General features: G+C 63.8%; 12 protein-coding genes. 6 read left to right on the top strand and 6 right to left on the bottom strand.

Going from position 1 to position 13,244, the window contains the following annotated elements:
- The first annotated feature begins 59 nt into the window (after positions 1-59).
- Positions 60-2,852, top strand: coding sequence for a helix-turn-helix transcriptional regulator (locus tag M2400_RS30610; protein ID WP_259198179.1), 2,793 nt, complete (start codon positions 60-62; stop codon positions 2,850-2,852).
- Here M2400_RS30610 and M2400_RS30605 read toward each other — a convergent pair.
- Entirely contained in the window at positions 2,799-4,346 is a 1,548-nt protein-coding gene (locus tag M2400_RS30605) for a helix-turn-helix transcriptional regulator (protein ID WP_259198180.1), read from the bottom strand. The two genes, M2400_RS30610 and M2400_RS30605, sit on opposite strands and share 54 nt — an antisense overlap.
- A gap of 88 nt (positions 4,347-4,434) precedes the next feature.
- Positions 4,435-5,385, bottom strand: coding sequence for a GlxA family transcriptional regulator (locus M2400_RS30600; RefSeq protein ID WP_259198186.1), 951 nt, complete (start codon positions 5,383-5,385; stop codon positions 4,435-4,437).
- A gap of 181 nt (positions 5,386-5,566) precedes the next feature.
- On the opposite strand from M2400_RS30600, the gene M2400_RS30595 reads away from it, so the two are divergent.
- Positions 5,567-6,289, top strand: coding sequence for a pirin family protein (locus M2400_RS30595; protein WP_177079910.1), 723 nt, complete (start codon positions 5,567-5,569; stop codon positions 6,287-6,289).
- 136 nt (positions 6,290-6,425) lie between these two features.
- Positions 6,426-6,773, top strand: a complete 348-nt coding sequence (locus M2400_RS30590; protein WP_259198181.1) for a hypothetical protein — start codon at positions 6,426-6,428, stop codon at positions 6,771-6,773.
- Positions 6,774-7,049: 276 nt separating this feature from the next.
- Here M2400_RS30590 and M2400_RS30585 read toward each other — a convergent pair whose 3' ends face one another.
- Positions 7,050-8,048 carry a quinone oxidoreductase gene (locus M2400_RS30585; RefSeq protein WP_259198182.1) on the bottom strand — a complete coding sequence of 333 codons (999 nt, stop codon included), beginning with the start codon at positions 8,046-8,048 and terminating at the stop codon, positions 7,050-7,052.
- 102 nt (positions 8,049-8,150) lie between these two features.
- Here M2400_RS30585 and M2400_RS30580 point away from each other — a divergent pair, with 102 nt between their 5' ends.
- A complete protein-coding gene (locus M2400_RS30580) occupies positions 8,151-9,014 on the top strand; it encodes a LysR family transcriptional regulator (RefSeq protein ID WP_177115437.1) in 864 nt (287 codons plus the stop codon).
- A 6-nt stretch (positions 9,015-9,020) separates the two neighbouring features.
- On the opposite strand, the gene M2400_RS30575 is transcribed toward M2400_RS30580, so the two are convergent.
- The gene (locus M2400_RS30575) at positions 9,021-9,422 is read right to left on the bottom strand and encodes a cupin domain-containing protein (protein ID WP_017479045.1); all 402 of its coding nucleotides are present in this window, start codon (positions 9,420-9,422) and stop codon (positions 9,021-9,023) included.
- A gap of 71 nt (positions 9,423-9,493) precedes the next feature.
- The gene (locus tag M2400_RS30570) at positions 9,494-10,489 is read right to left on the bottom strand and encodes an aldo/keto reductase (RefSeq protein WP_177079914.1); all 996 of its coding nucleotides are present in this window, start codon (positions 10,487-10,489) and stop codon (positions 9,494-9,496) included.
- 99 nt (positions 10,490-10,588) lie between these two features.
- Between M2400_RS30570 and M2400_RS30565 the strand changes: the two genes are divergently transcribed.
- Positions 10,589-11,482: a LysR family transcriptional regulator gene (locus M2400_RS30565; protein WP_177041548.1), complete on the top strand. Its 894-nt coding sequence runs from the start codon at positions 10,589-10,591 to the stop codon at positions 11,480-11,482.
- Here M2400_RS30565 and M2400_RS30560 read toward each other — a convergent pair.
- The gene (locus M2400_RS30560; protein ID WP_177121751.1) at positions 11,470-12,363 is read right to left on the bottom strand and encodes a LysR family transcriptional regulator; all 894 of its coding nucleotides are present in this window, start codon (positions 12,361-12,363) and stop codon (positions 11,470-11,472) included. The genes M2400_RS30565 and M2400_RS30560 overlap by 13 nt on opposite strands.
- 117 nt (positions 12,364-12,480) lie before the next feature.
- On the opposite strand from M2400_RS30560, the gene M2400_RS30555 reads away from it, so the two are divergent.
- Positions 12,481-12,921, top strand: a complete 441-nt coding sequence (locus tag M2400_RS30555) for a GFA family protein (protein ID WP_259198183.1) — start codon at positions 12,481-12,483, stop codon at positions 12,919-12,921.
- Positions 12,922-13,244: the final 323 nt, after the last annotated feature.

Here is a 13,244-nt window from a genome sequence, read left to right as displayed (position 1 = left end):
TTGCACCCCGGCACAAACCTCTGGAATATGCACCACAGACCCCGCGCCAGAGACCGCGCATGAGCAACCCCAGCGACCAGGCCATGCATTTCGGCCCCTACCGGATCCACCCGCGCCAGCGCGTGGTGCTGGAGGGTGGCCGGCCGTTGCGCCTGGGCCGCAGGGCGGTGGATATCCTGCTGATTTTGCTGGAGCACGCCGGCCAGGTGGTGAGCAAGCAGGAGCTGATCGCCCGGGTCTGGCCCAAGACCGTGGTGGAGGATGGCAACCTGCGGGTGCACATGGCGGCCCTGCGCAAGGCCCTGGGCGACGGCCAGGCCGGGCAGCGCTATATCGTCACCGTGGCACAGCGTGGCTACAGTTTTGTGGCACCCCTGAGTGTCGAGCCCACTGCATTGGAAGGCCACAGCCCAGCGGCCCATCCAGGGCACAACCTGCCGCTGCGCCGCACCCGGATGCTCGGGCGCCAGGCCCTGATCGAAAGCCTGGTGCAACAGTTGCCGCAACACCGCTTCATCACCCTCACGGGTGCCGGCGGTATCGGCAAGACCACCGTCGCCTTGCGGGTGGCCGAACTGCTGATCGGACGGTACCGCGACGGCATCCGCCTGCTGGACCTGGCGCCCCTGAGCCAACCCTCGATGATCGTGCCCAACCTGGCCGCCCTGCTGGAGCTGACGCCACCCAGTCACGAGCCCTTGTGCGGCCTCGCCGGCCTGCTGCGTGAGCGGCAAATGTTGCTGGTGATCGACAACTGCGAGCACCTGCTCGACGACATTGCGCTGATCAGCGAAACCCTGCTGCGCAATGCCCCGCAGTTGCACATCCTGGCCACCAGCCGCGAAGCGCTGCGCGCCGAAGGTGAGTTCGTGCAACGCCTGGAGCCTTTGGCGTGCCCGCCGGCCACTGGCGATCGCGCCGAAGCCATGGCGTACCCGGCGCTGCAATTGCTGGTGGAGCGGGCGCTGTCGCGCTGGGACGGCTTTGAACTGAGTGACGCCGACCTGCCCCTGGCGATTGATATCTGCCGGCGCCTGGACGGCATTCCCTTGGCGATCGAACTGGTGGCGGCGCAAATCGAGCGCTTTGGCCTGAAGGGTCTGCTGGTGCAGATGGAGGATAATTTCCGCCTGTTGACCCGCGGCCGGCGCAGCGCCCTGCCCCGGCACCAGACCCTGCGCGCCACCCTGGAGTGGAGCTTCGATCTGCTGACCACCTGCGAACAGGTGTGCCTGCGCCGCCTGGCAGTGTTCCGGGGAGGCTTCACCCTGGAGTCGGCGGCGGCGGTGATCGCAGCTGAGCACATTGAACCGACGCAGGTGCTGGGTTCGATCACGCAGTTGGTGGCCAAGTCCCTGCTCACCGTTGAGGTGGGCGATGAAGAGGTGGCTTATCGGCTGCTGGACATCACCCGCACCTATGCCCTGGAGAAACTCAGTGCCGCCTGCGAGCTGGAGGCCAGCCGTGAGCGACACGCCGCCCGATGCCTGACCCTGATGAATCAGGCGCAAGCCGACTGGGAACGAGTGCCCACCCAGCAATGGCTGGACCGCTATGCAGCGTGCCGCGAAGATGTGCGGGCGGCCCTCGACTGGGGGTTGAGCCAGGCCGGCGCGCCGCTGCTGGCCATCCGCTTGACGGTCAGCGCGATGCCGCTGTGGCAGGAACTGTCGCTGCTCACCGAACATGGTTTGTATGTGGGCAAGGCCCTGGCGTTGCTTCAACAGTCGGCTGCACCCTGCGCGCACTTGCACCTGCAACTGCAATTGGCCCTGGGCAGCTTTTCCTATCACACCCAGGGCGCAACCCCGCAGACCATCAACGCCTTTGAGCAGGCACGGCAACTGGCTGAAGGCAGCCGCGATCTCGCCGGCCAGCTCAGGGCCGTGTCCGGCCATATGGCAGTCAACCTGTGCAACGGCAATTACCGCCAGGCCCTGCGCCAAAGCCTGCATTTTGACCGCCTGGACCCCGACGCCCTACCGCTGCTGGACTTGAGCGCACAACGCCTGCGGGTACTGGCGCAACATTTCGCCGGCAACCAGGCGCTGGCGCGGCACAACGCCGAACAGGTGATGCAACGCATGGCCCACAGCGGCCATCTCAATCGGTTTACCCATGGATTTGGCGTGCAATACGACCAGAGCGTGGCGTCGCTGACGGTGCTGGCGCGCATCCTCTGGCTCCAGGGTTTCCCGGAACGCGCCTGGCGCACTGCGCGCCAGGCGCTGGAGCTGGCGCTGCAAATCAATCACGGCACCTCGATCTGCTACACGCTGGCCCTCGCGGGTGTGGTCATTGCCCACTACAACGGCGACGACGGGGCCGCAAGATCAATGCTGGAGCTGTTAGTGCAGCAGGCTCGAAAACACTCGGTGCTGCTGTTCGACACCTGGGCCAGGCATTACGCGTGGGCACTGGACGGCGTGGTGCACCAGGACGCCACCCCGGGCCTGGGCCTGATCAGGGACATCGTGGTGACCCTGCACACCCGGGAGGTGGATGAGGCCTGCTTCGAACGCGCCCGCCAGGGTGCTGCGGGCTGGTGCACCGCAGAGATCCTGCGGGCGCGGGCCGAGTCCCTGCTGCGCCAGGCTGCCCCCTCCACAACGCAGGCGGCGGAAAGCCTGTTGCTGGAGGCGCTGGGGCTGGCTCATCAGCAGGGAGCCTTGGCCTGGGAACTGCGCAGCGCTATGTCACTGGCCCGGTTATGGCAGCGCGAGGGCCGATACGCCGCCGCGCGCGACCTGTTGCAAAGCGTCCATGGGCGCTTTACCGAAGGGTTTTCCACACCGGACCTAGTGAGCGTGCGCGGCCTGCTCGACGAACTGCACCACAAACTGCCGGCCTGAAAACGGCCCAAGGTAATGCCCGTAGCCCTGCTGCAACAGGGCCACCTGGTCGGGGTCACCCAGGCGGGCCAACGCGTAGGCGCGTACGCTGTTGAGCAGGCGATAACGCCGGGGGCCGGGGCCAGGTTCGACGGTCAGCAGCGAGGTGGCTACCAACCGTGCCAGCAGATAAGGCAAGTCGGCGTGTTCCAGTTCCGTGCCGGCAATCAGCGCGCCCAGTGTCGGCACAGTCACTGCCATCTTGAACAAGCCCAATTGGAGAAACAGCCAGCGCTCCGGCAGGCTCAAGCGCTCGTAGGTCCAGTCCAGTGCCGCGCTCATGGATTGATGACGCCCAACGGCCGTGCGCCGCCCGCGGGTCAGCACCAGCAAGCCATTCGCCAACTGCACTTGCAGGCCCTTGATGCCCAGGGCATCGACCTGGGCCGCCGCCAGTTCCAGGGCCAGCGGGATACCGTCGAGACGCCGGCAGATATCCCGCAGGGGCGCAAGGTCTTGGCTGCGCAAGCCAAAGCCCTGCTGGCAAGCCTGGGCCCGGCTGACAAATAGCTGCACCGCAGGATAAGCCAGCGCATCGTCGACGTCGGCCAATGCGGACAACGGCGGCAGTGCCAGCGCCGGCACCCGCTGAACCCACTCGCCGGGAATGTGCAAGGCTTCGCGACTGCTCAGCAACAGCGTCACCCCGGGCGCCATTTCCCGTAGCGCGAACACCAGGTTGCGACACGCGGCCAATGCCTGTTCACACCCATCAAGGACCAACAGCAATTGCCGCGACGCCAGTTGCCGGCAAAAACCTTGCAACGTGCCACCCGGTTCAACGGCGATCCCGAGTACCTTGGCCAGTTCACCGACCACACCCGATAGCTGGCGGATACCGGCCAACTCCACCCGCCACACACCGTCGCGATAACGCGCCAGCACCTGCTCGGCCAGGTGCAGGGCCAGGGTAGTTTTACCGACGCCCGCGCACCCGGTGAGCGTCATCAGCGATTGCCCCGGCAAACGTCGTGCAAGGGCATGCGCCAGCGGATCCAGGCCAAACACCGGGACAAGACGAGCCGGCAGGTTATGTTCAGGCAAAGGCTGCGCAGGTTCCGCGCGCAGCGGCTGCGTCGCGACAAAACAATAGCCGCGCTGCGGCAGGTTGATGATATAGCGCCGCCCGCCCTCGCCATCGGCCAGGGCACGGCGCAAGGCCGCGATGTGCACCCGCAGGTTGTTCTCCTCCACCACGCTGCACGGCCACACCCGGGCGATCAGCGTCGCCTTGCTGACAAACTCCCCGGCCTGTTCCACCAGCACCGCGAGAATGTCCAGGGCGCGCCCACCCAACGGCAGCGGCCTGCCCTCTTCGCACACCAGGCGCTGCTGGGGATAGAAGGTGAAGGGGCCGAAGCGCACTGCGCATTCCGGTTCAATCGTATGAAGGCTGTTCATGCTCGTCAAAGCGCTGAAACACCCGGCCTTGGGCGTCTGCGCATCCTTTTCCATGGGACTGACAGCTATCTTGCCAGCTACCGGTGACAGGACAATGCTGGCACAGGGATCCACACGGACATTCAGGTGCGCCAGACGGACATCAGCTGAATTGCTGGCGGTATTGAGTCGGGTTCAAGCCGAGTTTTTCACTGAACAGAAAACGCATGTGTCGCACGCTGCCAAAGCCTGCGTGAAACGCGACGGTCTTGAGCGGCAGGTCGCTGCTCTCCAGCAAGAGCCGGGCGCGATCGATGCGCGCACCTTGCAGGAAGGCCATCGGGGTCATCTGCACTTCCTTGGCGAACACCCGTGCAAAGTGCCGTGTACTCATGCCCGCCAGTTGCGCCATGGACTCGATGGTAAAGGCCTGGTCCAGCCGCTCCAGCACGTAGGTCTGCACCCGGGTAATCGCAGTTTCCTGCGGGGCCACCGCAGCGGTCATCGGGCTGAACTGAGCCTGGCCGCCCTGGCGCTTCATGACCACCAGCAACACCTTGGCCACATCGACCGCCACTTGCTTGCCGTGGTCCTGGGCGACGATGGACAGCGCCAGGTCAATGCCCGCCGTCACGCCGCCCGAGGTGATGAGTCGGCCGTCCTGCAAGTAGATGCGGTCGGTCTCGACGATGGCCTTGGGAAAGGCCTTGATCAGCCGCTCGGTGTAATGCCAATGGGTGGTCACGCGCTGGCCGTCCAGCAAGCCCGCGTACCCCAGTACGAAGGCGCCGGTGCAGATGGAGCCGAACCGCCCGGCGCGGGGCGCGGCCGCCTTGAGCCACGGCAACAAGGCCGGGTGGCATTCGTTGTAGGCACCGGGGCCGCCGGGCACCAGTAGCAAGTCATACGCCTCGTGGGCCTGGTCCAGTGGCAGGTCGGGGTGCACCACCACGCCATTGGAGGCCCGCAACGGCCCGGGCTCGGTCCCGAGGGTCAGGATCTGATAGTGGGCGGACGGTTCCAGGTAGCGATTGGCAATGGAGAACACTTCCAGCGGCCCGGCCATGTCGAGCAGGAGGAAGTCGGGAAACAGCGCCATGGCCACGGTTTTCATTGTAGGGAATTGTCCATTCAGGGAGATGAATCCACGCATTATGGCATGCCATCAACTGTCAACTGATACAGGACAGTCATTCCGATTCCAGCTTATTAATCAACCTATCGTTAACCAGTAACCTTCTCCTCACACCGAAGCCCTGCATCTCGCAGCCAGCTTCCCTTGAGGAGAACACCCCATGCTGACCCTTCGCAAAGCCTCGGAACGCGGCGCCGCCAATCACGGTTGGTTGAAGTCGTTTCACACCTTCTCGTTCGCCAACTACTGGAATCCCAAGGAGCAAGGTTTTTCCGACCTGCTGGTGATCAACGATGACCGGGTTGCCGCCGGCAAGGGCTTCGGCCAGCACCCGCACCGCGACATGGAGATTTTCTCCTATGTGCTCGAAGGCGCCCTGGAACACAAGGACACCCTGGGCACCGGCTCGGTGATTCGCCCAGGCGACGTGCAACTGATGAGCGCCGGCAGCGGCGTGGCCCACAGCGAGTTCAACCATAGCCACACCCAGGGCGTGCACTTCCTGCAAATCTGGATCGTGCCGAATGTGGCCGGCGCCGAACCGCGCTATCAGCAGGAGCACTTCACCGAAGCGCAAAAACGCGGCCGGTTGCAGTTGATCATTTCGCCGGAAGGCACCGATGGCGCCCTTGGCGTACGCCAGGATGCACGGGTGTATGCCGGGCTGTTCGACGGCTTTGAAACCGCGAGCCTCACCCTGGCCCCGGAGCGCTATGCCTACATCCATGTGGCGCGGGGCAGCGTTGAAGTCAACGGCCAGCGCTTGCACGAAGGCGACGGTGCCCGAGTACGCGATGAGCGGGAGATTCACCTGAGCCATGGCGAGAATGCCGAAGTGCTGGTGTTCGACCTGCGCCCTCGGGAACTGCCTGAAATGCCGTGATGGTCGGCGCGATGGCCCGGGGAAACGGGCCATCGCTGGCGTCGATAGTCACCATCAGCGCAATGAAGTTCTCTAAAAAAATCCACCGCGTACCATCACATCCATACCAACCAATGACATCCCGGAGCACACCATCATGAAACGCCAACTCTTGCTTAGCCTCGCTTTCTCGGTACTTGCTGTAAGCGCCTTTACCCAACCTGCCCTCGCTGAAGGCGGCGCGGATCGCCTGATGGACAGCCGCGTGGCTGAGGGTGGTTCGGACCGTTTGCTGGAACGTCGTCTGGCGGAAGGTGGTTCTGATCGGTTGCTGGAACGTCGTGTAGCTGAAGGTGGTGCTGATCGTCTTCAAGAAAACCGCGTGGCTGAAGGTGGTGCTGACCGCCTTCAAGAAAACCGCGTAGCTGAAGGTGGTGCAGAGCGTCTTCAAGGCAACCGTGTAGCCGAAGGTGGTGCAGACCGCCTGATGGAAAACCGCGCATAACCCCAACTGTTTGCGGTTCACCCCCAGCCGGCCTGATCAGCCGGCTTTTTTTCGCCTGCTGTTTACCACTCTTCAACAGCGCCACAAAACCCTGTGGCGAGGGAGCTTGTGTGGCGAGGGAGCTTGCTCCCGCTGGGCTGCGCAGCAGCCCCAATGAATGCACCGCATTTCTTCAGGGAGACCCCATTGGCAGGTTTTAGGGCCGCTTCGCAGCCCAGCGGGAGCAAGCTCCCTCGCCACGCAAGCTCTCTCGCCAACGTAAGTCGCCGTTCGCTGTTAACACAGCTCACGATCCAGCCACACCACCGCCTTGCCAATCTGCTGCCTGGCTTCAATCCGTGCATGCACCTGCTGAACCTGTTCCAGGGTGTAATGCCCTTCGATATCCACCGTCAGCGAACCCTCAAGCATCGCCGAGAACACCGCATTGGCACGCCGTTGCACGGTCGGGCCGTCGGCCATGTGATCATTCAGCCGTGGGCGAGTCAGGAACAGTGATCCAGCCTCCCCCAACTCCATCGGGTCCAGATCAGTGATCGAGCCGGAGACATTGCCGTAATTGACGATCAGCCCCCGCGTGCGGCACGCCTTGAAACTTTCCCGCAACGTGGCCTTGCCCACCGAATCGAACACCACGTCCACACCCTGCCCCTGCGTTGCCTGCAAGACTCGCTCGGAAAACCCGTCGTACGGCCAGGCGTGATCCGCACCACGCTGAAGGGCAATCGCACATTTTTCGGCACTGCTACCGGTGGTGAATACCGTGGCGCCGAGTCGATGGGCCATCTGCACCAGCAACTGGCCGATGCTGCCGGAAGCCGCATGGATCAAGCAGCTGTTGCCCGCCTGCAACCGGGCCACATCTTCAATCAGGTAGTGCGCCGTGCAGCCCTGAAACATCGACGCCGCCGCCTGATCGAAGCCGATCGCATTCGGAATTTGCGCCACCCGCGCCGCAGGCACACTGGCGTATTCAGCGAACGCGCCCCAGGAGATGCACCACGCCACCCGATCGCCCGGCGCCAGATGGCTCACGCCCTCGCCCACTTCCACCACCACACCGGCGCCTTCCATGCCCAGGGTGCACGGCAGGCGCACCGGGTAAGTCACCGATTGGGCGTACTTGCCCTGGCGGGTGTGTACATCCATAAAGTTGATCCCGGCGCAGGCCACCTTGATCAGCACATGGCCGGGCGTCACCCGGGGCTTGGGCATATCCAGACGCAGTTGAACGACCTCAGGGCCGCCGTAGGTTTCAAGGGTGAGGGCTTTCATCGTGGGACAACTCCATTTGCGGTGGGAATGCGCCATGGTAAAAGGCACCACTCTGTACGAGAATTCCCCAATACCTCCCACCCTCCGTGCGGAAATAACCCGATGTTTGATTGGCAGGATCTGTATTTCTTCACCGTACTGGCGCGTACCCGGTCGCTGTCGGCGGCCGCCCGCGAGCTGCAGGTGGAACACGCCACCGTGGGCCGACGCGTCGATGCCTTGGAAAAAGCCCTCGGCGTCAAACTGGTGGACCGCCTGCCCCGCAGCCGGCCACTCACCGAGGAAGGCCTGGCACTGGCGAAACTGGCGGCCGGGATGGGCGAGATGGCCACTGAAGTGATGCGCCTGTCCCGCGTGGCCTCGATCGAGGTGGCCGGCACTGTGCGGGTCAGTTGCCCGCCGTCGATTGCCATCCACTGCATCGCACCCCACGTTGCACGGTTCAGGACGCAGTATCCCAGGCTGAATATCGTGTTGATGTCCTCGACGACCCTCGCCGCCCTGGACAAAGGCGAAGCCGACATTGCCCTGCGTACCGTGCGTCCCGACGAAGAAGCGCTGGTGCGCAGAAAGGTCGGCGCCGTGCGTTTCGGGCTCTATGCCACGCCCGAGTTCAAGCAGTTACCCGCCGAACAGTGGACGTTCATTGCCTATGACGCCACCCGCGACCACCTGCCCCAACAGGCGTGGATGCATCAGGTGCGCGGCAACCGCACGATTGCCTTTGCCGCCAGCGACCTGATTACCCAGCAGATGGCCGCCCGGGCCCAGGTCGGCGCGGTGGTGTTGCCCACGCTGGTGGGTGATCACGACGCGGCATTGGTGCGGCTGGCAACCAATACCGAAGGCCCGGTTCGCGATATCTGGCTGACGGTGTATCCCGACATGCGCCGCTCGCCTTCGGTGAAGGTGGTGATGGAGTTTCTGGTGAGTTGCATCGAAGGCGAGCCGCAGTTGCGGCGCTGAAGCTGATTACTGCGCCGCGTACTGCTCGTCGCTGACCTGCTCCATCCAGTCCACCACCTTGCCATCGAGCATCTCGTTGATCGCGATATGGGTCATGGCGGTGTTGGCCGTGGCGCCATGCCAATGCTTGACGCCGGGGGCAATCCACACGGTGTCGCCGGGGCGAATTGCCCGCACTGGCTGGCCCCATTCCTGAACCTGGCCCAGGCCTGCGGTCACGATCAATGTCTGCCCCAGGGGATGGGTGTGCCAGGCAGTACGTGCGCCCGGTTCAAAGGTGACGAAGGCGCCGGTGACGCGCGCGGCGTCGGTACCCTTGAAAGGTGAGTCGACACGCACTGTGCCGGTGAAATAATCCGCCGGGCCTTTGGCTGAAGGCTGGGAACCGTTGGGCGTAATGGTCAGCATGGGGGACTCCTGTGCCTGTGAGTCGAGTGCCAGTAATGAGAGTGAAAGCGCAGTGGCTGCGAGGCTGGTTTTCATAGCCCGGTCATCCGTTCCAGGGCTTCGGGATAGCGGTCGCCGTGCACGGCGATGTTGGCAGCGGCGACGTCCAGCTCACTGAGTTCTGCCGCGCTGAGGTGCACCTCCACCGCTCCCAGGTTTTCGGTCAGGCGCGAGGTTTTGGTGGTGCCCGGAATCGGTACGATCCAGGGTTTCTGGGCCAGCAACCAGGCCAGTGCGATCTGCGATGGCGTGGCGTGTTTGCGCTGGGCGACCTGGCGCAGCAACTCCACCAACGCCTGGTTGGCCTGCAAGGCTTCAGGCGTGAACCGTGGCAAATTGCTGCGAAAGTCCGAGCTGTCAAAGGTGCTGTGACTGTCGAACTTGCCCGTCAGAAAGCCTTTGCCCAAAGGGCTGTAGGGCACCAGGCCAATGCCGAGTTCCTCCAGCAGTGGCAACACCTCGGCCTCGGGCTTGCGCCACCACAGCGAGTACTCGCTTTGCAACGCGGTCACCGGTTGAACGGCGTGGGCGCGGCGGATGGTCGAGGCGCCGGCTTCAGACAAACCGAAATGCTTGACCTTGCCTTCCTGGATCAAATCCTTCACGGCACCGGCCACCTCTTCGATCGGCACATTCGGGTCAACGCGATGCTGATAAAACAGGTCGATAACATCCGTCTTCAGGCGCTTGAGCGAGGCTTCGGCCACCTGGCGAATATGCTCCGGCCGGCTGTTGAGACCCGACCATTTGCCGTTGCCGGACGGGTCCAGGGCAAAGCCGAACTTGGTGGCGATCACCACCTGCTCACGCAGCGGCGACAGGGCTTCACCCAAAAGTTCTTCATTGATGAACGGGCCATAGACTTCGGCGGTATCGAAGAAGGTCACGCCTTGCTCAACTGCGTTGCGCAGCAAGGCAATCATCTGCTGTTTGTCGGCCGCGGGGCCGTAGCCAAAGCTCATGCCCATGCAACCGAGGCCCAGGGCCGAGACTTCAAGCTGGCTGTTACCGAGTGTGCGTTTAAGCATGGTCGTTCTCCGGATGAAGGGGCTGATTCCAATCTAACAGTTACGGATTGTGATAATTAGACGCTAGAATCCGAAAATACTTATGAGGATGACTCACCAATGCTCAGGGAAAACGCCAATGACCTGCTCGCCTTTCTGGCGGTAGCCCGTGAGCGCAGCTTTACCAAGGCGGCGGCCAAACTCGGGGTTTCCCAATCGGCGCTGAGCCATACCATCCGTGCCCTGGAGGCGCGCCTGGGGCTGCGCCTGCTGACCCGCACAACCCGCAGCGTGTCGCCCACCGAAGCCGGGCAACACTTGATCGACACGGTCGGGCCGCACTTCGATGAAATCCAGGTGGGCCTTGAAGGCCTGAGCCATTTGCGAGACAGGCCATCCGGCACCCTCCGCATCAACGCCATGGACCACGCGCTGGAATTCATCCTGTGGCCGGTGTTGCAACCGTTCCTGGCGCAGTACCCGGATATCTGCGTGGAAGTGTGTTGCGACTACGGCTTTGTCGACATCGCCGCCCACGGTTTTGATGCCGGTGTACGCCTGGGGGAAGACGTGGCCCAGGGCATGATTGCCACGCGCATCAGCCCCGACATGCGCATGCTGGTGGTGGGTTCACCGGCCTACTTTGCCCAGCGCGAGATCCCCCGCACGCCCCGGGACTTGACCGATCACGCCTGCAACAACTTGCGCCTGCCCACCAATGGCGGCCTGTATGTGTGGGAGTTCAACAAAGGTGGGGAAAGCCTGAATGTGCGGGTGTCTGGCCAGGTGACGTTCAATGGCGTGTACCCATTGCTCAAGGCGGCGGTCGACGGCTTCGGCTTGAGCTACATCCCCGCCGACCTGGTGGCGCCTTATCTGGCGGACGGGCGACTGGTGCAGGTGCTGGATGACTGGTGCGCGCCGTTTGCCGGCTTCCATCTGTATTACCCCAGCCGTCGCCAGGCCTCGCCCGCCTTTGCGCTGCTGGTGGAAGCGCTGCGTTATCGCGGCTGAAGAAAATCCGCCAGGGCACCGCCCAGGGCATCGAACACCACGGCAATGCGCTGCACCTTGCGCATGTCCTGGTGCATGGCGATCCACACGTCGACATTGAAATCCACCTGCCCTTGCAGCACGCGCACCAGGCCGTGACGTTGCGCCACCTGGCCTGAACACACGCCAATCCCCAGCCCGGCACGCAGCGCGGCCAACTGGGCGAGGTGATCGTCGGTGCGGATCACCGCATGGGGTGCCGAACAGTCAAAACCGCGCTCACGCAGGAATTCGATCTCCAGCAGATTGCGGTCCGGCCCGATCAGCGGGTAGCCGTGCAATTGCGCCACGGTGTCCGGGGTGCCCTGCTCCGCCAGCAACTCTGGTGCGGCGTACAACCCCACTTGCAGGTCGCCGACCTTGCGCGCGACCACCGTAGCTTCCGTGGGGCGGCGGATGCGCACGGCGACGTCGGCCTCCTGCAGCGCCAGGGCTTGCAGGCGGTTGGACACGCTCAATTCAATGGCCAATTGCGGATGGTCGCGGCGCAGGCTGCGCAACATCGGCGGCAGTACCTCCACCCCCAGCAGCTTGCCGCTGGTAAGCCGCACCGTGCCGCCGGCCAGCGCCGCGTCGGCCGAGGCGGCGCGGTTGAAAGCGTTGGCGGCAACGGCCATCGCTTCGACGTGGCTGATCAGGTCCTTGGCGGTGTCGGTGGGCAGCAGCCCGGCGGGTGAGCGGATAAACAGACTGACCCCGACGCTGAGCTCCAGCGCCTCGATCCGTCGCCGCGCGGTGGCCTGGGCAATCCCCAGCAAACGGGCCGCGCCCGACAGGCTGCCGGTACGCAACACGGCGAGGAAAGCGCGCTGGGTTTCCCATTGAAGTAGAGGGGGGTTCATACATTTCCTGTGAGCCGCTGGGCAGTTTTGGCGGATGTTCTTTGTACGGGGGCTGCGGCATGCTGGCGAGCATACCCGATGGGCGTTTCGCCCTCACTTTGCACAGGATCGTTTTTGATGACACTCACCGGCCAATGCCGCTGCGCCAGCGTGACCTACACCCTCAATACCGACGCGCCACTGGCGGTGTACGCCTGCCATTGCCAGCACTGCCAGACCTGGAGCGGCAGCGCGTTTGCCCTGCATGCGCTGTTGCCGGCGGACACGTTGAAGGTCGAGGGGGCGCTGACGGGATATGGCTATGAGGTTGATGGGCAGCGTTCGGAGCATCAACTGTGCGGGGTGTGCCATACGCGGATCTGCAACACCACGACGGCCGCGCCAGGGTTGGTTGTGCTGCGGGTCGGAACGCTGGATGAGAGCCCGGCCGTGCAGCCGGTGGCGCATATCTGGGTGCGGCACAAGCAGCCGTGGGTGACGCTGGCGGAGGGCGTTCCGACGTGGCTGGAAAGCCCTACCCCCCAGGCGTTTGCACAAGCATTGAGCGCTCCCGTGTAGACCTGACTCACACCAACCCTGTGGCGAGGGAGCTTGCTCCCGCTGGGTTGCGCAGCAACCCCAAAAGCATCTACCGGCTCATCCTGAAGGACCGCAGTGGTCTACAAGGGGGTGCTTCGCACCCCAGCGGGAGCAAGCTCCCTCGCCACATTTGGCTCTGTGGCTATCTTGAGCGTCAGCACTTCGCCGTTGCGCAATTGCCACTCGAAAAAGTCTGGAGCGCTCCCCTGTAGACCTGACTCACACCAACCCTGTGGCGAGGGAGCTTGCTCCCGCTGGGTTGCGCAGCAACCCCAAAAGCATCTACCGGCTCATCCTGAAGG

It is taken from the genome of Pseudomonas sp. BIGb0558 (assembly GCF_024807515.1).
Lineage (GTDB): Bacteria > Pseudomonadota > Gammaproteobacteria > Pseudomonadales > Pseudomonadaceae > Aquipseudomonas > Aquipseudomonas yamanorum_A.
The sequence above is the reverse complement of the archived record's forward strand: the minus strand, read 5'-3'. Positions and strand labels throughout refer to the sequence as shown.

Excerpts from the sequence above, each read along its gene's own strand:
- M2400_RS30610 (WP_259198179.1), top strand. The coding sequence starts at position 60 with ATGAGCAACCCCAGCGACCAGGCCATGCATTTCGGCCCCTACCGGATC.
- M2400_RS30600 (WP_259198186.1), bottom strand. The coding sequence starts at position 5,385 with ATGAAAACCGTGGCCATGGCGCTGTTTCCCGACTTCCTCCTGCTCGAC.
- M2400_RS30580 (WP_177115437.1), top strand. The coding sequence starts at position 8,151 with ATGTTTGATTGGCAGGATCTGTATTTCTTCACCGTACTGGCGCGTACC.
- M2400_RS30590 (WP_259198181.1), top strand. The coding sequence starts at position 6,426 with ATGAAACGCCAACTCTTGCTTAGCCTCGCTTTCTCGGTACTTGCTGTA.
- M2400_RS30585 (WP_259198182.1), bottom strand. The coding sequence starts at position 8,048 with ATGAAAGCCCTCACCCTTGAAACCTACGGCGGCCCTGAGGTCGTTCAA.
- M2400_RS30565 (WP_177041548.1), top strand. The coding sequence starts at position 10,589 with ATGCTCAGGGAAAACGCCAATGACCTGCTCGCCTTTCTGGCGGTAGCC.
- M2400_RS30595 (WP_177079910.1), top strand. The coding sequence starts at position 5,567 with ATGCTGACCCTTCGCAAAGCCTCGGAACGCGGCGCCGCCAATCACGGT.
- M2400_RS30605 (WP_259198180.1), bottom strand. The coding sequence starts at position 4,346 with ATGGAAAAGGATGCGCAGACGCCCAAGGCCGGGTGTTTCAGCGCTTTG.
- M2400_RS30560 (WP_177121751.1), bottom strand. The coding sequence starts at position 12,363 with ATGAACCCCCCTCTACTTCAATGGGAAACCCAGCGCGCTTTCCTCGCC.
- M2400_RS30570 (WP_177079914.1), bottom strand. The coding sequence starts at position 10,489 with ATGCTTAAACGCACACTCGGTAACAGCCAGCTTGAAGTCTCGGCCCTG.
- M2400_RS30555 (WP_259198183.1), top strand. The coding sequence starts at position 12,481 with ATGACACTCACCGGCCAATGCCGCTGCGCCAGCGTGACCTACACCCTC.
- M2400_RS30575 (WP_017479045.1), bottom strand. The coding sequence starts at position 9,422 with ATGCTGACCATTACGCCCAACGGTTCCCAGCCTTCAGCCAAAGGCCCG.